Here is a 23,932-nt window from a genome sequence, read left to right as displayed (position 1 = left end):
CGATCATGGCAGAATTGACCACGTTGGCCCGACCTTACGCTAAGGCAGCCTTCGAGCACGCCCAGGCCCACCAGCAACTGGCCTCTTGGTCAGCCATGCTCGGCCTGGCTGCAGCAGTGTCGCAAGACGACACCATGCAGCGCGTGCTCAAGGCCCCGCGACTGACGAGCGCAGACAAGGCCACCACGTTTATTGACGTGTGTGGCGACAAGTTTGATGCCAAGGCACAGAACTTCATTCACGTCGTTGCCGAAAACGACCGTCTCCCGCTATTGCCGGAGATTGCCGCTCTGTTTGACCTGTACAAGGCTGAACAAGAGAAGTCGGTAGACGTTGAAGTCACCAGTGCTTTTGCATTGAACCAAGAACAGCAAGACAAACTCGCCAAGGTTCTCAGTGCACGACTCAACCGGGAAGTGCGCCTGCAAGTCGAGGAAGACAAATCCCTTATCGGGGGCATTGTCATCCGCGCCGGCGACCTGGTAATCGATGGCTCGGTTCGCGGAAAACTCGCGAGCCTTGCCGAAGCATTGAAATCTTGAGTTTGAAGGGGCAGCAGAGCAATGCAGCAACTCAATCCTTCCGAAATAAGTGAAATTATCAAGGGCCGCATCGACAAGCTCGATGTGACCTCCCAAGCCCGTAACGAAGGCACTGTCGTCAGCGTATCTGACGGTATCGTGCGGATTCACGGTCTGGCCGACGTCATGTACGGCGAGATGATCGAGTTTCCGGGCGGCGTCTTCGGTATGGCTCTCAACCTGGAGCAAGACTCCGTAGGCGCCGTTGTATTGGGCTCCTACCAGTCTCTGGCTGAAGGCATGAGCGCCAAGTGCACCGGCCGCATCCTCGAAGTTCCGGTTGGTAAGGAACTGCTGGGTCGCGTAGTCGACGCACTGGGTAACCCGGTTGACGGCAAAGGTCCACTGAACAACACCGAGACCGATGCGGTCGAGAAAGTTGCTCCAGGCGTGATCTGGCGTAAGTCGGTAGACCAGCCTGTACAGACTGGCTACAAGGCTGTCGATGCCATGATCCCTGTCGGCCGTGGCCAGCGTGAGCTGATCATCGGTGACCGTCAGATCGGTAAAACCGCTCTGGCGATCGACGCGATCATCAACCAGAAAAACAGCGGCATTTTCTGCGTCTACGTAGCGATCGGTCAGAAACAATCGACCATCGCCAACGTGGTTCGCAAGCTGGAAGAAAACGGCGCGCTGGCTAACACCATCGTCGTGGCTGCGAGCGCTTCGGAATCTGCAGCACTGCAATTCCTGGCACCGTACTCCGGTTGCACCATGGGTGAATTCTTCCGCGACCGCGGTGAAGACGCGCTGATCGTTTATGACGATCTGTCCAAGCAAGCAGTGGCTTATCGCCAGATTTCCCTGCTGCTGCGCCGTCCGCCAGGCCGTGAAGCTTACCCAGGCGACGTGTTCTATCTCCACTCCCGTCTGCTGGAGCGCGCATCCCGCGTTTCGGAAGAATACGTAGAGAAGTTCACCAACGGCGCAGTGACCGGCAAAACCGGTTCCCTGACCGCACTGCCGATCATCGAAACCCAGGCTGGCGACGTTTCCGCGTTCGTTCCGACCAACGTGATTTCCATCACCGACGGTCAGATCTTCCTGGAATCGGCCATGTTCAACTCCGGGATCCGTCCTGCTGTGAACGCCGGTGTTTCGGTATCCCGTGTGGGTGGTGCCGCTCAGACCAAGATCATCAAGAAGCTCTCCGGTGGTATCCGTACCGCTCTGGCTCAGTACCGTGAACTGGCGGCATTCGCCCAGTTCGCTTCTGACCTGGACGAAGCGACCCGTAAGCAACTTGAGCATGGTCAGCGCGTTACCGAGCTGATGAAGCAGAAGCAATACGCACCAATGTCGATCGCTGACATGGCGCTGTCGCTGTATGCCGCTGAGCGTGGGTTCCTGACTGACGTTGAAATCGCCAAGATCGGCAGCTTCGAACAAGCGCTGATTGGATACTTCAACCGCGATCACGCCGATTTGATGGCGAAGATCAACGTGAAGGGTGACTTCAATGACGAAATCGACGCTGGCATGAAAGCCGGTATCGAGAAGTTCAAGGCCACCCAAACCTGGTAAGCCGCAGCGGGAGCCGCAAGGCTCCCGCTTGCTAACCTGATAGGTGTTACATGGCAGGCGCAAAAGAGATTCGCAGTAAGATTGCGAGCATCAAAAGCACGCAAAAGATTACCAGCGCCATGGAAAAAGTGGCGGTCAGTAAAATGCGCAAGGCACAAATGCGCATGGCTGCTAGCCGTCCTTACGCGGAGCGCATCCGCCAGGTTATTGGCCATCTGGCCAACGCCAACCCGGAATATCGCCACCCGTTCATGCTCGACCGTGAAGTAAAGCGTGTCGGTTATGTTGTGGTGAGCAGTGACCGTGGTCTGTGTGGTGGCTTGAACACCAACCTGTTCAAGGCCCTGGTCAAGGACATGGCGGTAAACCGCGAAAACGGCGTCGAGATCGATCTGTGTGTAGTGGGTAGCAAGGGTGCGGCTTTCTTCCGCAACTTCGGCGGTAACGTCGTTGCAGCTATCAGCCACCTGGGTGAAGAGCCGTCGATCAATGACTTGATCGGCAGCGTCAAGGTGATGCTGGATGCCTACCTGGACGGCCGTATTGATCGCCTGTCCGTGGTGTCCAACAAGTTCGTCAACACCATGACGCAGCTGCCTACGGTGGAGCAATTGATTCCACTGGTGGCGACCCCGGAAAAGGAACTCAAGCACCACTGGGATTATCTGTACGAACCGGACGCCAAAGAGCTGCTTGACGGCTTGATGGTCCGTTACGTGGAGTCGCAGGTCTACCAGGCGGTGGTCGAGAACAACGCGGCTGAACAAGCTGCGCGGATGATCGCGATGAAGAACGCTACCGACAACGCCGGTGATTTGATCAGCGATTTGCAGCTGGTCTACAACAAGGCGCGTCAGGCTGCGATCACCCAAGAGATCTCGGAAATCGTCGGCGGCGCTGCCGCGGTTTAACGGTTCAAATATTCAGAGGATCCAGCTATGAGTAGCGGACGTATCGTTCAAATCATCGGCGCCGTTATCGACGTGGAATTTCCACGCGACAGCGTACCGAGCATCTACAACGCGCTGAAAGTTATAAGCGCGGCTGAAACCACCCTGGAAGTTCAGCAGCAGCTGGGCGACGGCGTGGTTCGTACCATTGCGATGGGTTCCACCGAAGGCTTGAAGCGCGGTCTGGAAGTCACCGACTCTGGCGCAGCCATCTCCGTACCGGTCGGTAAAGCGACCCTGGGCCGGATCATGGACGTCCTCGGTAACCCGATCGACGAAGCTGGCCCGATCGACACCGAAGAGCGCTGGGGCATTCACCGTCCTGCGCCAACCTTCGCTGAACAAGCGGGCGGCAACGACCTGCTGGAAACCGGCATCAAGGTTATCGACCTGGTTTGCCCGTTCGCCAAGGGTGGTAAAGTCGGTCTGTTCGGTGGTGCCGGTGTAGGCAAGACCGTAAACATGATGGAACTGATCCGTAACATCGCCATCGAGCACAGCGGTTATTCCGTGTTCGCCGGTGTGGGTGAGCGTACTCGTGAGGGTAACGACTTCTACCACGAGATGAAGGACTCCAACGTTCTGGACAAAGTGGCACTGGTTTACGGTCAGATGAACGAGCCGCCGGGTAACCGTCTGCGCGTAGCACTGACCGGCCTGACCATGGCCGAGAAGTTCCGTGACGAAGGTAACGACGTTCTGTTGTTCGTCGACAACATCTATCGTTACACCCTGGCCGGTACTGAAGTATCCGCACTGCTGGGCCGTATGCCTTCCGCAGTAGGTTACCAGCCGACCCTGGCCGAAGAGATGGGTACTCTGCAAGAGCGTATCACTTCGACCAAAAACGGTTCGATCACCTCGATCCAGGCGGTATACGTACCGGCGGATGACTTGACTGACCCGTCGCCAGCGACCACCTTCGCCCACTTGGACGCCACCGTCGTTCTGTCCCGTGACATCGCTTCCCTGGGTATCTACCCGGCGGTCGATCCACTCGACTCGACTTCGCGCCAGCTGGACCCGAACGTGATCGGCCAGGAACACTACGACACCGCTCGCGGTGTACAGTATGTTCTGCAGCGTTACAAAGAACTGAAGGACATCATTGCGATCCTGGGTATGGACGAGCTGTCGGAAGCCGACAAGCAGTTGGTAAACCGTGCTCGTAAGATCCAGCGTTTCTTGTCGCAGCCGTTCTTCGTGGCTGAAGTCTTCACCGGTGCCTCGGGTAAATACGTTTCCCTGAAAGACACCATTGCTGGCTTCAAAGGCATCCTCAACGGTGACTACGACCACCTGCCAGAACAAGCGTTCTACATGGTCGGCGGCATCGAAGAAGCGATCGAGAAAGCCAAGAAACTGTAATCCCGGCGCCCGGCAACGGGCGCTAATTTAGGTTGAGGCAATCAGATGGCTATGACAGTCCATTGCGATATCGTCAGCGCGGAAGGGGAAATCTTCTCCGGCCTGGTCGAGATGGTGGTTGCGCACGGTGCACTGGGTGATCTTGGTATCGCCCTGGGTCACGCGCCGCTGATCACTAATCTCAAGCCGGGCCCGATCCGCCTGATCAAGCAGGGCGGGGAAGAGGAGGTGTATTACATCTCCGGCGGTTTCCTCGAGGTTCAGCCGAACATGGTCAAGGTTCTTGCCGACACCGTGCAACGTGCTGCCGACCTGGACGAAGCCTCCGCTCAGGAAGCCGTAAAGGCTGCCGAGAAGGCCTTGCATGAGCGGGGCGCGGAATTCGATTACGGTTCTGCCGCCGCACGTCTGGCCGAGGCTGCAGCTCAGCTGCGCACCGTCCAGCAGATCCGCAAGAAGTTCGGCCACTAAAAGGCCATAGCTTGTTGCGCGATTGATTAAAAAGGGTAGCCTCGGCTACCCTTTTTTCTTTTCCGACATTCATAACTTGGTCGCAGCCGCTGACCACCCAGGATTGGTAGCCAGTCATGTCCCTAGAAATCGTTATCCTCGCTGCCGGTCAAGGCACGCGCATGCGTTCGGCATTGCCAAAAGTCCTGCATCCAATTGCAGGCAATTCGATGCTCGGCCATGTTATCCACAGCGCCCGGCAACTTGATCCGCAGCGTATCCACGTCGTGATCGGCCATGGCGCTGAAGCGGTGCGTGAACGTCTGGCCGCCGATGATTTGAATTTTGTCCTTCAGGACAAACAGCTCGGCACCGGCCATGCGGTGGCTCAGGCCGTACCGTTCATCGAATCCGACACTGTTCTGATTCTCTACGGTGACGTGCCGCTCATCGAGGTCGAAACCCTCCAGCGCCTGCTCACCAAGGTAGCGCCGCAACAGCTGGGCTTGCTCACTGTCGAGCTGGACGATCCTACCGGTTACGGCCGTATCGTCCGTGATACCGCTGGGCAGGTGACGGCCATCGTCGAGCAGAAAGACGCCAACGAAGCCGAGCGCGCGATCACCGAAGGCAACACCGGCATCCTGGCCCTGCCTTTCGCAAAACTGGGCGACTGGATGAGCCGTCTGTCGAATAACAATGCCCAGGGCGAGTACTACCTCACCGACGTGATCGCCATGGCGGTCAGCGATGGTCTAGTGGTGGCTACCGAACAGCCTCACGATGCAATGGAAGTGCAGGGCGCCAACGATCGCAAGCAACTCTCCGAGCTTGAGCGCCATTATCAATTGCGCGCGGGTCGCCGCTTGATGGCTCAGGGTGTGACGTTGCGAGACCCGGCACGTTTCGATGTGCGCGGTGAAGTGACCGTGGGTCGTGATGTGCTGATTGATATCAACGTGATTCTCGAAGGCAAGGTCGTCATTGAAGACGACGTTGTGATCGGTCCGAACTGCGTGATCAAGGACAGTACCCTGCGCAAAGGCGTGGTGATCAAGGCCAACAGCCATATCGAAGGCGCTATGCTCGGTGAAGGCAGCGATGCCGGTCCGTTCGCCCGTATTCGTCCAGGCACGGTACTGGAGGCCCGGGCACATGTGGGTAACTTTGTTGAGCTGAAAAATACTCATCTGGGTGAAGGCGCCAAGGCAGGTCATTTGACTTACCTGGGCGATGCCGAGGTCGGTGCACGCACCAATATCGGCGCCGGTACCATTACCTGCAACTATGACGGCGCCAATAAGTGGAAGACCGTGTTGGGTGAAGATGTGTTCATCGGTTCCAATAACTCGTTGGTGGCGCCTGTGGATATCGGATCCGGGGCAACCACGGCGGCCGGTTCGACCGTTACGCAGAATGTGGATAACTCACAATTGGCTGTGGGTAGAGCGCGCCAGAAAAACATCGACGGTTGGAAGCGGCCAGAGAAAAAGAAGAAGAGCTAAGTTATCCACAGTGGATAAAATTGTCCTCGCGGGCAAGTCTGACCACCGGCCCGCTTGCTCCCGCCGCCTAGAGTTATCCACATCGCTGGTTATCCACAGCGTGTATGAACACTTGAACTTGATAGGCTCGAGCGATACGGCGACCCGACTTACCCGCAGTGATTTTATCCACAAGGCCTGTTATCCACAGGTCTTTTTATCACTTCCCGCTTGACGAAGTTTCGACAATAGGTTTTGATTGCTTCCGTTATCTTTCGAATCGAAACTTATGTCGAAGCGCAATACTCCTCAACGCCGTCACAACATCCTCGCGTTGCTTAATGAGCAGGGCGAAGTCAGTGTGGATGAGCTGGCCAAACGCTTCGAAACCTCAGAAGTTACGATCCGCAAGGATCTGGCGGCGCTCGAAAGCAATGGGTTGCTGCTACGCCGTTACGGCGGCGCCGTCACCATGCCTCAGGAACTGGTGGCCGATCTCGGTCAACCGATTTCCAGATACAAGCAGGCAATCGCTCGCGCAGCCGTTATGCGGATTCGTGAGCATGCGCGAATCATCATCGACAGTGGCAGTACGACTGCGGCGATGATCCCGGAGCTCGGCCAACAACCGGGCCTGGTGGTGATGACCAATTCGCTGCATGTCGCCAATGCCTTGAGCGAACTCGAACACGAGCCGGTGCTGTTGATGACCGGTGGTACCTGGGACCCGCATTCCGAATCCTTTCAGGGGCAGGTTGCCGAGCAGGTACTACGCTCTTACGACTTCGACCAGTTGTTCATCGGAGCCGATGGCATTGACCTGGTACGCGGCACCACCACCTTCAACGAACTGCTGGGACTGAGCCGGGTCATGGCCGAGGTCGCCCGTGAAGTGGTGGTGATGGTGGAAGCCGACAAGATAGGCCGCAAGATTCCCAACCTGGAGCTGCCATGGAGCAGCATCCATACCCTAATTACCGATGATCGCTTGCCGCTCGAGGCACGGGATCAGATTCAGGCCCGCGGCATCGCGCTGATTTGCGCAGCTGTCAGTCAGGAGAAATAGCATGTGTGGAATTGTTGGTGCAGTCGCAGAACGTAACATTACCGCCATTTTGCTCGAAGGCCTCAAACGCCTGGAATACCGCGGCTATGACAGCGCGGGTGTAGCAGTCTTCACTAACAACGAAGTGCTTGAGCGCACGCGTCGCCCGGGTAAGGTCAGTGAGCTGGAACAGGCCCTCGAAAGCGAACCTCTGGTCGGTCGACTGGGCATCGCCCACACTCGCTGGGCGACTCACGGTGCGCCTTGCGAACGTAACGCTCACCCGCATTTCTCCGGTGATCTGGCGGTGGTGCACAACGGCATCATCGAGAACCACGAAGCGCTGCGCGAACAACTCAAAGATTTGGGTTACGTCTTTACCTCGGACACCGACACCGAAGTCATCGCTCACCTGCTGGAGCACAAGCTCAAGGATCTGGGCGATCTGACCGTGGCCCTCAAGGCGACTGTCAAAGAGCTGCATGGCGCTTATGGCCTGGCGGTGATCAGTGCAAAGCAACCGGACCGTCTGGTCGCAGCCCGTAGCGGCAGCCCGTTGGTGATCGGCCTGGGCATGGGGGAAAACTTCCTCGCCTCCGACCAATTGGCGCTGCGCCAGGTCACTGATCGTTTCATGTACCTTGAAGAAGGCGATATCGCGGAAATTCGCCGCGAAAGCGTGCAGATCTGGGACGTTGACGGCCAAGTCGTCGAGCGTGAATCCGTGCAATATCGTGACGGGGCGGAAGCCGCCGACAAGGGCGAATTCCGCCATTACATGCTCAAGGAAATCCATGAGCAACCGGCCGTGGTACAGCGCACCCTGGAAGGTCGCCTGAGTCAGAACCAGGTGTTGGTCCAGGCGTTTGGCCCACAGGCTGCCGAACTGTTCGCCAAAGTGCGCAACGTGCAGATCGTCGCGTGCGGCACCAGCTACCACGCCGGCATGGTTGCCCGTTACTGGCTCGAAGAGCTGGCGGGTATTCCTTGCCAGGTCGAAGTCGCCAGCGAATTCCGCTATCGCAAGGTCGTCGTGCAGGACGACACCCTGTTCGTGACCATTTCCCAGTCCGGTGAAACCGCCGACACCCTGGCCGCCCTGCGTAACGCCAAAGAGCTGGGCTACCTGGCGAGCCTGGCGATCTGCAACGTCGGTATCAGCTCGTTGGTACGTGAATCGGACCTGACGCTGTTGACCCAGGCCGGTCGCGAAATCGGCGTGGCCTCGACCAAAGCCTTCACCACTCAGTTGGTCGGCTTGCTGTTGCTGACCCTGTCCCTGGGCCAGGTCCGCGGCACGCTGGCCGACGGTGTTGAAGCCACCCTGGTCGAAGAACTGCGTCGCCTGCCGAGCCGCCTGGGTGAAGCCCTGGCGATGGACAGCACAGTGGAAAAAATCGCCGAACTGTTCGCCGAGAAGAACCACACGTTGTTCCTCGGTCGTGGCGCGCAATTCCCGGTCGCGATGGAGGGTGCCCTCAAGCTCAAGGAAATCTCCTACATCCACGCCGAAGCCTATCCCGCTGGCGAGCTGAAACACGGTCCGTTGGCGCTGGTGGATAACGACATGCCAGTGGTGACGGTGGCGCCAAACAACGAACTGCTGGAGAAGCTGAAGTCCAACCTCCAGGAAGTTCGCGCCCGTGGCGGCGAGCTGATCGTCTTCGCGGACGAGCAGGCCGGCATGACCAATGGCGAAGGCACTCACGTCGTGCAGATGCCGCACATCCACGACATCCTGTCGCCGATCCTCTACACCATTCCGCTGCAGTTGCTCTCGTACTACGTGGCGGTGTTGAAAGGCACTGACGTCGACCAGCCGCGCAACCTGGCGAAGTCGGTGACGGTGGAATAAGTTATCCACAGGTCACGTTAGCGCCAAAAAGATCGCACCCTTCGCAGCACTCACAGGAAACACACCTGTAGGCGCTGCCGAAGGCTGCGATTTTTTGATTTTGAAAGGACATACACTTATGGACCGGTTCCAGGAAATGCAGGTCTTCGCCGCCGTCGCCCAGGATCAGGGCTTCTCGGCGGCGGCGCGGCGTTTGGGCATGTCGGCCGCCAGCGTCACCCGAGCGGTGGCGGCGCTGGAAAAACGCATCGGCACGCTGTTGCTCACCCGCACGACGCGTAGCGTGCATTTGAGCGAGGCCGGTCAGCGATATCTGGAAGACTGTCGCAGGATTCTCGCCGAGGTGCAGGAAGCCGAGGACTCGGCGGCAGGCAGCCACGCCCAGCCCCGTGGGCAATTGACGATCACCGCGCCGGTGTTGTTTGGCGAGCTGTTTGTCACGCCAGTGATGGTGGAGTATCTGACCCGGTTCCCTGAAGTCAGCATCAATGGCTTGCTGGTCGACCGGGTGGTGAGCATGGTCGAGGAGGGCGTTGATGTCGCCGTGCGCATCGGTGAGTTGCCCGACAGTCATCAGCACGCGATTCGCGTGGGTGAAGTGCGGCGGGTGATTTGCGGATCGCCAGGGTTTCTGATGGCCCAGGGTCGACCGCAACATCCTCGCGACCTGGCTCAGGCACCGGTGATTGCCACGTCTGCTATCGGTCAGGTGAGAAGCTGGCCGTTTCTTGACGCAGGTGAACCGCTCAGTGTTCGTCCTGAGCCCCGATTGGTGGTGACGGCGAATCAGGCGGCGATCACTGCAGCGTGTCTGGGGCTGGGTTTCACCCGGGTCCTGTCTTATCAGGTCGCAAACAAAGTCGCCGCCGGTGAGTTGGAAATCGTGTTGGCCGACTTCGAATTGCCGCCATTACCCATCCATGTGGTGTACCAGGGCGGGCGCAACGCCCCCGCGCGAGTTCGAAGTTTCGTCGATTTCGCCGTGGAGGCGCTACGCGAACACCCGGCCTTGCAGGGATAAGCAATTATTGCGCTGGTTGAAATAATGGATTGCGTTTGCTGGTGATTCTATTGTTTTGGTTGCGGGTGGAAGATAACGGGCATCGGCGCTGATCTCTCCCGAACAGCGCCACCCACCCTGCGGAGTCGACCATGCACGCGATCAAACTCTACAACTTCCCCCGTTCCGGCCATGCTCACCGTGTGGAGTTGATGCTGTCCCTGCTGCAACTGCCGACCGAGCTGATCTTTGTCGATCTGGCCAAGGGTGCACACAAGCAGCCGGAGTTCCTGGCGCTCAATGCTTTCGGTCAGGTTCCGGTTATTGATGATCAAGGCGTGGTACTGGCGGACTCCAACGCGATTCTGGTTTATCTGGCGCAAAAGTACGGCAACGGTCGCTGGCTGCCAGTCGACCCAGTCGGTGCCGCCAAGGTGCAGCGCTGGTTGTCGGTGGCCGCCGGGCCGATCGCATTTGGCCCTGCCAGGGCGAGGTTGATCACAGTATTCGGCGCGCCCCACAACGCTGAAGAAGCGATTTCCCGTTCCCACGACGTGCTCAAAGTGGTCGATCAGGAACTCGCTCATACGACTTTTCTGGCAGGTAGCGAGCCGACCATTGCCGACGTCGCGGCCTATAGCTACATCGCCCATGCACCCGAAGGTAATGTCTCCCTGGAAGACTATGCCAACGTGCGCGCCTGGCTGAAGCGCATCGAAGCCTTGCCCGGTTTTGTCGGCATGCCGCGTACCGTCGCCGGCCTGCAAACAACCGCCTGATGCTGGCGGCCCGATACAAGGGTCGTTCACGCTGCGTCGATGGCGCAGGGGAGAAGCCGTTATGGACCGTTCGCCTTGGCATGCTGGCGAGAAACAGTTGCAGGCTCACGTTGGGGTTGCCGAGCGAATGGACGCGTTCGGTCGCAGGGTGATACGCACCGAGATGCCGGACCAGCACCGTGCGTTCTATCAGCAGTTGCCGTTCATGTTGTACGGCGCGGTGGATGCCGATGGTAAACCCTGGGCCAGCATTATCGAGGGCGAGCCGGGCTTCGCTTATTCGCCCGAGCCCGGTGTGCTGCAATTTCGCCGCCTGCCCGGTGCCGATGATCCTGCGCAATTGAGCGATGGCGCGGCGATCGGCCTGCTGGGCATCGAGCTGCACACCCGACGGCGCAACCGCATCAACGGTCGCATTCACTCAATGACAGCCGGCAGTTTCGCTGTGAGCGTGGAACAGTCCTTCGGCAATTGCCCGCAATACATTCAATTGCGGCAGTTTTGCTCGGTGCCGCTGGCGGACCCGTCGACTCGCACCGCCCAGCACCTCGACGGGCTGGATGATGCAGCTCGAGCCATGATCGGGGGGGCCGATACCTTTTTCGTCGCCAGCTATGTGGACGTCGATGGTCAGCGCTCGGTGGACGTTTCGCACCGCGGCGGTCAGTCCGGGTTCGTCCAGGTGGAAGGCAATCGCCTGACCATTCCGGATTTCGCCGGCAATCTGTTCTTCAACACCTTGGGCAACCTGCTGCTCAACCCTCGCGCCGGTTTGCTGTTTATCGATTTCAACTCCGGTGATCTGCTGCAGCTCAGCGGGCGCACCGAAATCATCCTTGAAGGCCCGCAAGTCGAAGCTTTTCAAGGTGCGGAGCGCCTCTGGACATTCGACGTGGAAAGCGTGGTACGGCGCCCGGCAGCATTGGCTTTGCGCTGGCGTTTCGATGGCGTTTCCCCCACCAGCTTGCTGACCGGTACCTGGGAGCAGGCCCGGGCTCGTCTGCAAGCCCAGGCCCTGGGCGATCAATGGCGGCCGTTGCGGGTGGTGCGGATCGAAGCGGAAAGCCACACCATCCGCTCGATCTATCTGCAGCCCGCCGATGGTGCCGGATTCCCGGTGTTTCAGGCCGGGCAACATCTGCCGCTACGATTCACTATTGCTGGCGAGGTGCATATCCGAACCTACAGCCTGTCGAGTGCGCCGTCCGATGATTTTTTGCGCATCAGCGTGAAGCGCGAAGGTCTGGTTTCTTCGTTTTTGCATGAACAGGTTCGTGTGGGTGATTTGCTTGAGGCCCGCGCGCCTCAAGGGCATTTCACCGTGGCAGCCCATGAACGCCGGCCGCTGGTGTTGCTGGCGGCGGGGGTCGGTATCACGCCGCTGCTGTCGATGCTGCGCGAGGTGGTTTACCAGGGCCTGCGTACTCGCCACATTCGGCCGACCTGGTTTTTCCAGGGTTCGCGAACCTTGGCCGATCAACCGTTTCGGGCGGAGCTGGATCACTTGCTCGACGATGCAGGTGACGCAGTGAGGGTGTTGCGCCTGCTTAGCCAGCCGGAACCCGAGGTTCACGAGGGCGAGGATTTTGACCTTGTGGGACGGATCGACACCGCGTTGCTCAAGACCGTTCTCGAAGTGGAGGACTACGATCAGCTGGATTTTGTCCTCTGCGGTCCAGGCAGTTTTACCCAGGGGCTATACGACAGCCTGCGGGATCTGGACATCCGTGATGCCAGGATTCACGCCGAAACCTTTGGCCCCTCGACCTTGCGTCGCAAGCCTGATCCTGACGCGGTGGTCATCGATCAACCGCCCGCGGCCACTGCGTCGGTACCCGTGGTGTTCCAGCGCTCGGCCAAAGAGGCCCGCTGGCACCCGAACGGCGGCAGTTTGCTGGAGTTGGCGGAAAGCCGTGGGCTGCGCCCGGAATTCAGCTGTCGCGGCGGTTCCTGCGGCACCTGCAAGACTCGCTTGATCAGTGGCCAGGTCCATTATCCACAGCCGCCGGCAGAGGTGCTGGGCGAAGGTCAGGTCCTGATTTGTTGCGCAATTCCGGCCCAGGGTTCGCAACCTTTGGTGTTGGATATCTGATGAGCCCTGTCAGTGAGCATTGCCCATCAGCCGGGGCCTCAGTAGGGTAGGGGGCAAGAACGACAAGGGGCCATGAACGGCCCTTTTCGCATTTCAGGGATAAGGCTGTTAATGGTTTTTTTGACTCGATTGATCGTGTTGCTCGCAGCGATGGGATTGCTCAACGGTTGCGAACGACAGGACGCACTGCCACTTGATCAGCAGCTCTACGTCTGGCAACGACAATGGACCCCGGCCCATGAAACCGCCATCAAGGACAGCCGCGCTGACTTCTCGACCCTGCGGGTGTTGGCCTTGCAGGCGTTCCCGCAGGCGGGTTGGAGTCGGGCGCGCATTGATCCGGCGTTGCTCAAAGGTGACGGCAGGCCGTTGATAGCGGTGGTTCGTCTCGATGGCCAGCTCCCATCGCTGGACCAGGACCAGGTCACTGCGCAGATCCAGCAGGTCCTAGGCGACTGGCAAGGGAGAGGGCTGAACCTCGCCGGCGTGGAAATCGACCACGATGCAGGCAATGCTCGATTACCGGCCTATCGGGAATTTCTTGTGCATCTGCGCTCGGTTCTGCCAGCGTCACTGCCATTGAGCATCACTGCCTTGCCCTCCTGGCTCGACAGCCCTGAGTTGCCGGCGCTCTTATCCACAGTCGATAGCAGTGTGTTGCAGGTGCACGCGGTCAGTGATCCGCGCAGTGGCTTGTTTGACCCGGATCAGGCCAAAAAGTGGGCCGTAACCTGGAGCCGCATCACTTCGAAACCTTTTTATCTGGCGCTGCCGGCCTATGGCGTGGCGTTGTTGCCTGGGGACAATGGCGCACCGGTCGTGGAAAGCGAAGTGCCCCTCGAGCGGGGCGGAACGCGCCGGGAACTGTTGGCCGATCCGCAGCTACTGAGCCAACTCGGCAGGCAATTGCGCGACGATCCTCCGGCTCATCTGGCCGGATTGATCTGGTTTCGTCTGCCGCTGGCCAACGACCGCAGGGCATGGAGCCTGACCACCTTGCGCGCCGTGGCCCGCGGCGATGCGCTCGACAGTCGCCTGACGCTGAAGCTTTCAGCGAAAGAAGGCCTTTATGACATCAGCCTGGTTAATCAGGGCAATCTCGACAACGCCTGGCCCGAACGCCTGACACTGGCGGTGCAGGGTTGCGACGGCGCCGATGCCCTCGCCGGCTATGCGTTGCAACAGAGCCCGGATCTGCTTACCTTCACGCGCCTGAGTGACGGTCGAATAGCGGCCGGCGGACAGCGCGCCATCGGTTGGGCGCGTTGCGCAAACATTGATCAAGGAGCTTCAAATGTTCACCCGTAACTGGCCCCGTCACTTGCTGTGCCTGAGTCTCGGCCTGCCGCTGGGTTCGGCGCTGGCCTGCGGGCCGGACTTCCCGATGCGCCTGCTGGATAACCGTGGCCAATCGCTGGCGGAGCTGCCGGAAGGTAACTTCAACTTCGAGATCAATCGCCTCGGGCAGGCGCTCGCCGGGCTCAAGAACGTCACGGCCGCCACCCACAATCCGAATGTTGGCTATGGTGATGCGCCCGATCTTGCCGAGCAGCGGGACAACGCAGAGCGGGCCGGTTTGACGGCAGAGCAGCAAGCACGGGTGAAACAGCTGCGCAGCCTGACCGATGCCCGTCAGGTCGAGATTCAAGGCGCGGATTTGCCGGCCGAGCTCAAGCTCTATCTGGCAGGTGCCGTGGCGTTCAATACGGGCGACCGTGGGCTGGCGGTCGAGTACTTCCAGAAGGTCCTGGCATTACCGGTTGATCAGCGAAAGTTGCGTAGCACCTGGGCTGCTTATTCATCAGGTCGGGCATTGTTTGCCATGAGCGCCGAAGCGGACGCGGGTCCCGGGTTGCTGGATCAGTCGCGCAAGGCATTCGAGCACACTCGTCAGCTGAGCATTGATGGCTTCAGCGACCCGCTGGAACTGGGCGTCGCCAGCCTCGGCGAAGAAGCCCGCGTAGCGCGCAGTGGGGGTGACTGGAACCGCGCCATCGAACTCTATGCCACACAAAACCTCCACGGTTCGGCGGTGGGTTACACCTCGCTGAAACTGTTGATGAACGATCTGGCGGCGATGCCTGAAGATCAGCTGGCTCCGTTGCTCAGGGGCAAACCGGTGCAGCAACTGGTAACGGCGTCGTTGATCAGCCGGATGGGCTGGTCATTCGGTGATCAGCCGCCGAACGAATTGAAGCTGATCAAACTGTTGCACAACAGCACTCGGGGTAGCCTCGACAATGCTGATCGTCTGGCGGCAGTCAACTATCAGCAGGGTGACTACACCAGTGCCAAGGCATTTCTTGAGCACGCGGGCGATGGCGGTCTGGCGTGGTGGCTACGGGCGAAACTGGCGATGCGCGATGGCGACAAGACTGCGGCCGCTGCGGCGTACGCCAAGGCTGCCCAAGCCTTCCCGCAGAATGAATCCTGGGGCGAACGACGCACCCCGGATTGGGATTACGAAACCCTGCAGCCTAAATGCCGGGTCGAGGGTGAAAGCGCGATCCTGGCACTGCAACGTGGGGATTACCTGCAAGCGTTCGATCAGCTCTATCGCAGCCAAGACATTTATTGGTTCGACGCGGCAACGGTTGCCGAGCGGGTGCTGACCCTCGATGAGCTCAAGCAATACGTCGACACCCAAGTGCCGGCGCCACCCGCGTTGACCCGGCAGGAGCGCGATAACTATGTGCCGTTGCCGGTGGCGGCCAAATTGCGCAATTTGCTGGGGCGGCGGTTGCTGCGTGAGCAGCGCTACGACGAAGCTCCGGCGTACTTTGACAACACCGAGTTGCAGGCCAAGGCAAAGTGGTATGGAGCGTTGCGCAACGATGCCGAATCGAAATGGTGGCCTACCAAACGGGCATTCGCGTACTTCCATGCCGCGACACTGGCCCGCTTCGATGGCATGGCGCTGTTGGGCTACGAGATGTCTCCGGATTATGCGACCTTCGATGGCAATTACAGTCTCCAAAGCAGCGAACTCAAGGTCGGTCCGTTAGTGGCTGAAGAGGAAGTCAGACGCCAGCAGGCCAGCGCGGCCCGCCCCGACCTGCGTTATCACTATCGTTATGTCGCCAATGAATTTGCCAGTCGCGCCGCCGATAACTTGCCCCATACCAGCCAGGCATTTGCCGCGGTACTGTGCGCGGCGGCGGGCTGGAATACCGGTGTCGAAGAAAAATCTGCGTTCTATCGACGCTACGTCAAGGAAGGCCCCTATGTCCCCTGGGCCATATTCTTTGGCGAGCGCTGCCCTTATCCGGATTTTCAGAATGCAGACAAACGCTACGTGACCCAGGCTGTGGCGCCCGTCCGTTCAGCGCTACGGCCCTATAAAAAATGGCTGCAAGTGGGCGGCGTGGTGATCTTTACAGCGATCGCCCTGGTACTGATCAATCGTCGCAAACGCAAGGCGCTGACCTGATCAGGCCTGTTGCACGAACGTCAACCGCACGGCGAATCCGATCAGCAGGCTACCGAACAGCCATTGCTGTAAACGCTGGGCCGATGGACTGCGTTGCAGCCAGCGACCCAGCGCGGCGCCGGTCAGCGCATAAGCGCTGTCGAACAACAAGCCGACGCTGACCAGTACTATGCCCAAGGTCGCAAACTGTGCGAGTACCGGGCCGGCATCAGGATTGATGAATTGCGGCAACAGCACCGAGCAAAACAGCAGCGCCTTGGGGTTAAGCAGATTGGTGAGCAAACCGCGCAGGATTGCTGCGCGCCAATGAGACTTCCCGGAGGCGGCTTGTTCACCATTCAGATTCGGCAGCAGTGTCGTTCGCAGGCACTGAATGCCGATCCACAGTAAATAGGCAGCCCCGACCAGACGGACGACGTCGAAGGTCCAGGGCGCAACTTTGAACAGCGTCGCCAGCCCGAGCGCCGCCAACGCCACATGGCACCCCCGGGCAACGCCCAGGCCCACCGCAGTTGCCAGTGCGGCACCTTTGCCCTGACGTGCACCGGTCTGCAAAAGCAGAATCATGTCCGGGCCCGGCAACAGGTAAACCACCGCCAGCGCCATGAAAAACAGCCAGAGTCCTGCCACTGTGCACCCATTGGTTGTCGATTCGGTACGCTCAGTCTAGGGCGGAAGGGCAGGGCAGGTGGTTGCGTAGTTTGCTTCTAAATCATCTTGAGTTGGCATAACCTGCCACGGAATAACACGCACACCCTCAGGATCTGCCAAACATGAAACTTGATGCCTACGACCGCAAGATTCTCGCAGCACTGCAACGGGACGGTCGCCTGAGCAATGTACAACTCGCCGACGAGATCGGGCTGTCCGCATCGCCCTGTTTGCGCCGGGTGCGAATGCTCGAAGAAGCCGGGGTGATTCGCGGCTACCAGGCCAATCTTGATCGCGATGAAGTCGGGTTGGGGCTGACGGTGTTTGTCGGGGTCAAGGTCGAACGCCACAACGATGAACAGGCGGAGTCTTTTCGCCTGGCGGTGACGGCATTGCCCGAGGTGATTTCCGCTTTTCTGGTATCTGGTGAATCAGATTTTTTGCTGCAAGTGGTGGTGCCGGATCTGCGTGCCTATGACCGGTTTCTCACCGGGCGTTTATTGAAGTTGCCAGGTGTGAGTGACATCCGCAGTAACTTTGCGATTCACACGGTGAAGACCCCGGGAGCGTTGCCGTTGGGGCATTTGCCGGACTGATTGTTATAGATTGCCACCCTGCCGCAGCTCAGCGTTACGCCATATGTCGAAACAATACGAAAAATTCACCCGTTTCGTTATACCGTAACGAACCGACGTAAGCAGAGCTGAACACTGGGGTGGTATGCAAATCGATCTAGAGGGTGATGGAGCTGAAGTAACCGGGCTGCCACGCTTCCAGCAGGCAGTCTTTCAAGGACGTCGATTGCGCCAATTCGCAATCGGCTTGGGAGTGCTGGCGGCGACAGGTCTGGTACTGGCATTTTTTGTCGGACTATTTGCGCCGGAGTCTCTTTGGGTGCCAGTGCTGACCAATCAAAGCGCCGGTTTGTTGGTGCTGCTTGCCGGACTGCAGTCGGCCTGGTGGGTGACGCAGTGGCGCGCCCAAGCGATAAATCCATCCGTGCCGGCGGGCGTGACTGACGAAGTGGCTACCCCGGAGGGTTGGTACGACCGGTTGCTGGATCGAATCAGTCAGCAATGGCGCAGGATGCTGTTGCAGATTGGCGCGCCGACATTGTGGCTTGGCGGGTGGGCGCTGTTGACGCTTTTGAGCGTTGAACAGGCGTGGAACCTTACACTGCCGTCTGCCGCGTTCGGCCTCTCGGCCAGTGTCGGTGCTGTACTGTCATTAGTGCTGGCCTTTGGTTTGCTGGTGCTGGAGCGTCAACTGGCCCAGGAAAACCTGGCCCAGTGGCCCGAAGCAGGGTCATTGGCGCAGCTGACGCGTGTAGCAATTATCTGTCTGGTGCTGAGCGCCTTGTGCCTGTTGTTCACCAGCGGGACTTCGGTCTGGCCGGTGCGGCTGGCCGTCCTGATCGGCCTGTTACCGGGGCTGGTCGCGCTGGAACTGCTGTTACGCGCCGCATTGTCGTTATTCAGCCCCCGGCGTCACCGACTCGAACCGGCGATGCTGGCGCGAAGCTTCATTGCCGACATGCTGCGCTGGCCACCACAGCCGTTGCTGGCGTTACAACACGAACTGCACAACCGCTTTGGAATAGACCTGCGGCAGATCTGGGCTCTCACCTATATGCGCCGGGCATTTTTGCCAGTGGTGGCAGTGGTCTCGATTGTCGGGTGGTCGCTCACCGGTGTTCACGAAATTCCCCTGCAAGGGCGAGGCATCTACGAGCGCTTCGGCAAACCTGTGGAGGTATTCGGTCCTGGTTTGCACGCGGGTTTACCTTGGCCGTTGGGGCGAGTGCTGAACGTTGAAAACGGCGTGGTCCACGAGTTGGCGACCAGTGTTGGCGAAGCAGCACCAGCCATTAGCGCCGAACCCGCCGAAGGTCAGGCGCCGGCGATTGCCAATCGCTTGTGGGATGCGAGCCACGTGAATGACAAATCCCAGGTCATCGCCAGCAGCCGAGCCGACAAACAGAGCTTCCAGATCGTCAACATGGACGTGCGTTTCGTCTACCGCATCGGCCTGAGCGATCAGGCGGCGTTGGCGGCGACCTACAACAATGCCGATGTACCCACTCTGATCCGCAGCACCGCCAGCCGGATTCTGGTTCACGACTTCGCGTCACGCACCCTCGACGGTTTGCTCGGCGAGGACCGAGTAGGGCTCGCCGAAGACATTGGCCGGGCGGTGCAGGCGGATCTGCAGAAACTCGACAGTGGCGTGGAAATCCTCGCCACCGTGGTCGAAGCGATTCATCCGCCGGCGGGGGCAGCGAATGCCTATCACGGGGTGCAAGCGGCGCAGATTGCTGCTCAAGCATTGATCTCCCGTGAACGCGGTGCAGCAGCCCAGGCTACCCAGCAGGCGCAGTCGCAGGCCAGCATTGCTCGCGACCAGGCGATGGCCAGCGCACGTGAAATCTACGCCGCCGCGCAAGCGGCAGATTTGAAATTCGGCGCCGAACAAAAGGCTTATGCCAGCGCCGGCCAGGCCTTTGTGCTGGAACAGTACTTGAGCCAGCTGTCCCAGGGCTTGGCCCACGCCAGACTGCTGGTGCTCGATCATCGCCTGGGCGGCAGCAGCAATGCGCCGACCATCGACCTGCGTACTTTCACCCTGCCGGCTGACCCTGCGCCGCCGAGTAAATCCGCTCAACCAGGAGTTGCCAATTGAGCCAGTCCCACTCTCACGATGACCATAGCGGCCATGGTCACGATCACAGCCATGGCGGGCATCACCACGGGCATCACCATCACCACCATGGTGACCCGCGGGAAGCTGGCCCGTTTCCGTGGCGTCGCATGGGTTGGGCCGCGCTGCTGGTGGCGTTCGCCATCGCCGCCGCGAGCCTGGTGCAAGTGCGATCGGGCGAGGCAACGGTGATCACGCGTTTTGGCAATCCGTCGCGCGTGTTGCTGGATCCGGGTCTGGGTTGGCGTTGGCCGGCGCCCTTCGAAGCGGCAATCCCGGTCGACCTGCGGTTACGTACGACCTCCAGCGGTTTGCAGGATGTGGGCACGCGCGATGGTTTGCGCATTATCGTTCAGGCTTATGTGGCGTGGCAGGTGCAAGGCGATCCGGACAATGTTCAGCGCTTCATGCGCGCCGTGCAGAATCAGCCGGACGAGGCGGCGCGGCAGATTCGTACCTTTGTCGGCTCGGCGCTGGAGACCACGGCCAGCAGTTATGATCTGGCCAACCTGGTGAACACCGATGCGAATCAAGTGCGCATTGCTGACTTTGAAACTCAGCTGCGTCAGCAAATCGATCAACAATTGTTGACGACGTATGGCGTGCGGGTGGTGCAAGTCGGCATTGAACGTCTGACTTTACCGTCGGTAACCCTCACTGCCACGGTCGATCGGATGCGCGCCGAGCGTGAAACAATTGCCACCGAACGCACAGCCATCGGTAAACGCGAAGCGGCGCAAATCCGTTCCGCTGCCGAACGTGATGCGCGAATCGTCCAGGCCGATGCCACAGTCAAGGCGGCCGAGATCGAAGCGCAATCCCGGGTCGAAGCTGCGCAGATTTACGGCCGTGCCTACGCTGGATCGCCGCAGCTCTATAACTTGCTGCGCTCCCTGGATACCTTGGGCACTATCGTCACTCCCAATACCAAAATGATCTTGCGCACCGACGCCGCGCCATTTCGGGTGCTGGTTGATGGTCCGCCGACTCTTGATAACAAGACCGGGTCGCAGCCATGAGTTTGGTTCCACGTGGAACAAATGAGCTTAACAGCCCCTGGATTCAAGCTGGGCGATTGGCCTTTCTTGCGCTATATGCGGTAACGATACTCGCCGCCCTGGCTTGGGCGTTTTCCAACGTGCGCCAGATCGATCCGCAAGATAGGGCAGTGGTAGTGCACTTTGGAGCGCTGGATCGCATCCAGAACGGCGGTTTGTTGTTGGCCTGGCCGCGGCCGTTCGAGCAGGTGATTTTGTTGCCGGCTGCGGATCGAGTGATCGAACGTCGAGTTGAAAACCTATTGCGCAGTGATGTCGCCATGCAGGCCGATCGAGTCGCCACGTTCGCCACACCGCTCAGTGATGCGCTGGCCGGCTCTGGTTATCTTTTGACCGGTGACGCAGGCGTGGTGCAACTGGATGTGCGGGTGTTCTATAAGGTCACCGAACCTTATGGCTTCGTCCTTCAGGGCGAACATGTGATACCGGCATTGGACCGACTGGTCACTCGCAGCGCCGTGGCACTCACTGCCGCCCGAGACCTGGACACCATTCTGGTCGCGAGACCGGAGCTGATCGGTGCCGACAACAAAGCAGCCGAAAGACGCGAGCGGCTGCGTGGCGATCTGGTACAAGGCATCAATCAGCGCTTGGCGCAATTGACCGCGACAGGGCAGGGGCTTGGGATCGAAGTGACGCGCGTCGACGTGCAATCCAGTCTGCCAGGGCCGGCGGTCAATGCTTTCAACGCAGTGCTGACGGCCAGCCAGCAAGCCGACAAAGCGGTGGCGAATGCGCGCACGGAGGCCGAGAAATTGACCCAGACTGCCAACCAACAAGCCGATCGCACGCTTCAGGTCGCCCACGCTCAGGCCCGCGAGCGGTTGGCAAAAGCCTCCGCCGACACGGCGACTGTCTTGAGTCTGGCCTCGGCACAACAGCGGGGCAGCGACCCACAAATGCTGCTGCGCATCTACCGCGAGCGGATGCCGACAATTCTTGAGCAGGCCGGCTCGGTGACCACGGTCAATCCAAAAGACGATTCACACCTGATCATTCAGGGAGCCGCACAATGACTACTACAGCCGCAGCTCCGAGCCTGTTGTCCTCGGATGAACAACGCAGCGCCGCCCGCCAATTGACCCTGGCGATGCTTGCTCTTGGCTTGCTGGCACTCGGACTGATCTGGCGCTGGTTAATGCCGGAGCAGACTGGCGTCAGTCAATTGCTGTTGGGTTTTGCTTCGCTACTGGTCGCCGTGCCGGTGATGCGCTCGGCGTGGTACAGCTTGCGTTACCCCAGTCTGCACGGGATCACCGATCAGCTGATCGCCTTGGCCATGCTCGGTGCCTGGGCCACCGGCGATCTGCTCACTGCCGCATTGCTGCCGATCATCATGATCTTTGGCCATGTCCTGGAAGAGCGCAGCGTAATCGGTTCACAGGAGGCGATTCATGCGCTCGGCAAACTGACTCGCAGCCATGCGCGCAAGGTTCAGGCTGATGGTTCTATCGTCGAAGTCGACAACGCAACGCTCAAGAGCGCTGATATCGTCGAGGTACGTGCCGGTGACAGGGTGCCGGCGGACGGTCGGGTTTTATCCGGTCAGGCAAGTCTCGATACGGCGTCCATCACCGGTGAGTCGGTGCCAATGGAAGCGGCGGTCGGCATGCTGGTGTTCGGTGGTGCAATCAATCTCGATGGTTTGTTGCGCATCGAAGTGACCCGCACCGGCACCGAATCGACCCTTGGCAAAGTCATCGCGCTGATGCAAAGCGCCGAGCGATCCAAGCCGCCAATCACCCGTTTGCTGGAGCGCTATGCCGGGAGCTACATGGTACTGGTGTTGCTGCTGGCCGCAGTGACATGGTTCGTCACTAACGATGCTCAGGCGATGCTCGCGGTGTTGGTGGCGGCCTGTCCTTGTGCGCTGGTGCTATCAGCGCCAGCCACGGCCATTGCCGGGGTGGCGGTAGCGGCTCGTCACGGGATTCTGATCCGCAGCTCGGCGTTTCTTGAAGAGTTGGCTGACCTGACTTCGCTGGTGGTCGACAAGACCGGAACCCTGACGTTTGGTACTTTGCGTTTGCAATCCATCGACAGCCCGCTCGAGGATCGCAGCCACGTTCTGAAACTTGCCGCCAGTCTTGGGTCCGCCAGCAGTCATCCGGTCAGCCGGGCGCTCGCCGGGTTGGTCACGCAGGAGCATTTTCTTTTGCTCTCGGACATTCGCGAACGGCAGGGCTTGGGTGTCGTGGCAATGACTGGACAAGGCGAGGCGGCACTGGGTCGTCCGGAATTGTTTGCACAATTGGGCATCCCCACGTCAACGGTTCCCGACCACGATGGTCCGATCGCCGGTCTGGCACTCGACGGCGAATTCCTTGCCTGGCTGTTGCTGGCTGACAGCGTCAAACCCGAAGCGCGTTTTGCCTTGAGTGAATTGCGTGAGCTCGGACTGGGACGCCAGTTATTGCTCACCGGTGATCGGCAGAGCGTCGCACACACGCTGGCTCGTGATGTTGGCATCAGTAATGTCGAAGCGCAGGCCTTGCCCGAGGACAAACTCAATCGCGTGTTGAAAGAAATCGGTAACGGTTTTCGGCCAATGGTGGTGGGCGACGGAATCAATGATTCGCTGGCGCTCAAGGCGGGTGTCGTTGGTGTCGCCATGGGCGCGGGCGGAGCGGACATCGCGCTGGCCTCGGCCGACATCGTGCTGATCGGCAGCGACTTGCGTCGGCTTGGCACTTGCGTGCGCTTGAGCCGTCAATGCCGGCAGACCTTGCAGGTCAATGTGATCATCGGTCTGGGCTGGACACTCGCGATCGTCGTATTCGCTGCATTCGGCTGGCTTGGCGCGGCGGGGGCGATGATTGCCGCGTTGTTGCACAACTTCAGTACCTTGCTGGTGCTGGGCAATGCCGGTCGGTTGCTGCGATTTCAAGAGCCCTTGCTCAAGCTGAAAGACGACAGTTAAGTTTGCCGCGATACAGGGCTCTAAACCGGGAGCTGACGTTAATAG

At 59.6% G+C, this 23,932-nt stretch carries 19 protein-coding genes; 18 read left to right on the top strand and 1 reads right to left on the bottom strand.

Features of this window, described 5'->3' with window-relative positions:
- The first annotated feature begins 5 nt into the window (after positions 1 to 5).
- The 13 genes from ELQ88_RS02555 to ELQ88_RS02495 all read left to right on the top strand — a co-directional run bounded on the left by ELQ88_RS02555 (position 6) and on the right by ELQ88_RS02495 (position 16,561).
- A complete protein-coding gene (locus tag ELQ88_RS02555) occupies positions 6 to 542 on the top strand; it encodes a F0F1 ATP synthase subunit delta (protein WP_128874597.1) in 537 nt (178 codons plus the stop codon).
- 21 nt (positions 543 to 563) lie between these two features.
- On the top strand, positions 564 to 2,108 hold the full coding sequence (atpA, locus tag ELQ88_RS02550) for a F0F1 ATP synthase subunit alpha (protein WP_064680522.1): 1,545 nt from the start codon (positions 564 to 566) through the stop codon (positions 2,106 to 2,108).
- 50 nt (positions 2,109 to 2,158) lie between these two features.
- Positions 2,159 to 3,019 (top strand): F0F1 ATP synthase subunit gamma, encoded by an 861-nt coding sequence (gene atpG / locus ELQ88_RS02545; RefSeq protein ID WP_064680521.1) that lies wholly within the window; start codon positions 2,159 to 2,161, stop codon positions 3,017 to 3,019.
- A gap of 27 nt (positions 3,020 to 3,046) precedes the next feature.
- Positions 3,047 to 4,426 carry a F0F1 ATP synthase subunit beta gene (gene atpD / locus ELQ88_RS02540; RefSeq protein WP_128874596.1) on the top strand — a complete coding sequence of 460 codons (1,380 nt, stop codon included), beginning with the start codon at positions 3,047 to 3,049 and terminating at the stop codon, positions 4,424 to 4,426.
- A 45-nt stretch (positions 4,427 to 4,471) separates the two neighbouring features.
- A complete protein-coding gene (locus ELQ88_RS02535) occupies positions 4,472 to 4,897 on the top strand; it encodes a F0F1 ATP synthase subunit epsilon (RefSeq protein ID WP_010465460.1) in 426 nt (141 codons plus the stop codon).
- A 116-nt stretch (positions 4,898 to 5,013) separates the two neighbouring features.
- Positions 5,014 to 6,381, top strand: a complete 1,368-nt coding sequence (gene glmU, locus ELQ88_RS02530) for a bifunctional UDP-N-acetylglucosamine diphosphorylase/glucosamine-1-phosphate N-acetyltransferase GlmU (protein ID WP_138963473.1) — start codon at positions 5,014 to 5,016, stop codon at positions 6,379 to 6,381.
- Positions 6,382 to 6,649: 268 nt separating this feature from the next.
- Positions 6,650 to 7,426, top strand: a complete 777-nt coding sequence (locus ELQ88_RS02525) for a DeoR family transcriptional regulator (protein WP_128874594.1) — start codon at positions 6,650 to 6,652, stop codon at positions 7,424 to 7,426.
- Position 7,427: 1 nt separating this feature from the next.
- Entirely contained in the window at positions 7,428 to 9,260 is a 1,833-nt protein-coding gene (gene glmS, locus ELQ88_RS02520) for a glutamine--fructose-6-phosphate transaminase (isomerizing) (RefSeq protein ID WP_128874593.1), read from the top strand.
- 118 nt (positions 9,261 to 9,378) lie between these two features.
- Complete coding sequence (locus tag ELQ88_RS02515) at positions 9,379 to 10,281, top strand: LysR family transcriptional regulator (protein WP_128874567.1); 903 nt, start codon at positions 9,379 to 9,381, stop codon at positions 10,279 to 10,281.
- Between the two features lie 131 nt (positions 10,282 to 10,412).
- On the top strand, positions 10,413 to 11,039 hold the full coding sequence (locus tag ELQ88_RS02510) for a glutathione S-transferase (protein ID WP_138963471.1): 627 nt from the start codon (positions 10,413 to 10,415) through the stop codon (positions 11,037 to 11,039).
- A 61-nt stretch (positions 11,040 to 11,100) separates the two neighbouring features.
- Positions 11,101 to 13,131, top strand: a complete 2,031-nt coding sequence (locus ELQ88_RS02505) for a pyridoxamine 5'-phosphate oxidase family protein (protein ID WP_138963469.1) — start codon at positions 11,101 to 11,103, stop codon at positions 13,129 to 13,131.
- A 111-nt stretch (positions 13,132 to 13,242) separates the two neighbouring features.
- Positions 13,243 to 14,439: a DUF3142 domain-containing protein gene (locus ELQ88_RS02500; RefSeq protein WP_138963467.1), complete on the top strand. Its 1,197-nt coding sequence runs from the start codon at positions 13,243 to 13,245 to the stop codon at positions 14,437 to 14,439.
- Positions 14,426 to 16,561 carry a hypothetical protein gene (locus tag ELQ88_RS02495; RefSeq protein ID WP_138963465.1) on the top strand — a complete coding sequence of 712 codons (2,136 nt, stop codon included), beginning with the start codon at positions 14,426 to 14,428 and terminating at the stop codon, positions 16,559 to 16,561. Before ELQ88_RS02500 ends, ELQ88_RS02495 begins: the two co-directional genes overlap by 14 nt.
- Here ELQ88_RS02495 and ELQ88_RS02490 read toward each other — a convergent pair whose 3' ends face one another.
- Positions 16,562 to 17,191 carry a LysE family translocator gene (locus ELQ88_RS02490; RefSeq protein WP_138963463.1) on the bottom strand — a complete coding sequence of 210 codons (630 nt, stop codon included), beginning with the start codon at positions 17,189 to 17,191 and terminating at the stop codon, positions 16,562 to 16,564. It abuts the gene before it with no gap.
- 143 nt (positions 17,192 to 17,334) lie between these two features.
- Between ELQ88_RS02490 and ELQ88_RS02485 the strand changes: the two genes are divergently transcribed.
- From ELQ88_RS02485 to ELQ88_RS02465, 5 genes are all read left to right on the top strand, one after another.
- On the top strand, positions 17,335 to 17,808 hold the full coding sequence (locus ELQ88_RS02485; RefSeq protein WP_138963461.1) for an Lrp/AsnC family transcriptional regulator: 474 nt from the start codon (positions 17,335 to 17,337) through the stop codon (positions 17,806 to 17,808).
- A 124-nt stretch (positions 17,809 to 17,932) separates the two neighbouring features.
- Complete coding sequence (locus ELQ88_RS02480) at positions 17,933 to 19,891, top strand: SPFH domain-containing protein (RefSeq protein ID WP_138963459.1); 1,959 nt, start codon at positions 17,933 to 17,935, stop codon at positions 19,889 to 19,891.
- Positions 19,888 to 20,928, top strand: coding sequence for a protease modulator HflC (locus ELQ88_RS02475; protein WP_138963457.1), 1,041 nt, complete (start codon positions 19,888 to 19,890; stop codon positions 20,926 to 20,928). The genes ELQ88_RS02480 and ELQ88_RS02475 overlap by 4 nt, the downstream gene beginning before the upstream one ends.
- Complete coding sequence (locus tag ELQ88_RS02470; RefSeq protein ID WP_138963455.1) at positions 20,925 to 21,983, top strand: protease modulator HflK; 1,059 nt, start codon at positions 20,925 to 20,927, stop codon at positions 21,981 to 21,983. Before ELQ88_RS02475 ends, ELQ88_RS02470 begins: the two co-directional genes overlap by 4 nt.
- Complete coding sequence (locus tag ELQ88_RS02465; RefSeq protein ID WP_138963453.1) at positions 21,980 to 23,887, top strand: heavy metal translocating P-type ATPase; 1,908 nt, start codon at positions 21,980 to 21,982, stop codon at positions 23,885 to 23,887. The genes ELQ88_RS02470 and ELQ88_RS02465 overlap by 4 nt, the downstream gene beginning before the upstream one ends.
- The last annotated feature ends 45 nt before the right edge of the window (positions 23,888 to 23,932 follow it).

It is taken from the genome of Pseudomonas sp. MPC6, assembly GCF_006094435.1.
Lineage (GTDB): Bacteria > Pseudomonadota > Gammaproteobacteria > Pseudomonadales > Pseudomonadaceae > Aquipseudomonas.
The sequence above is the reverse complement of the archived record's forward strand: the minus strand, read 5'-3'. Positions and strand labels throughout refer to the sequence as shown.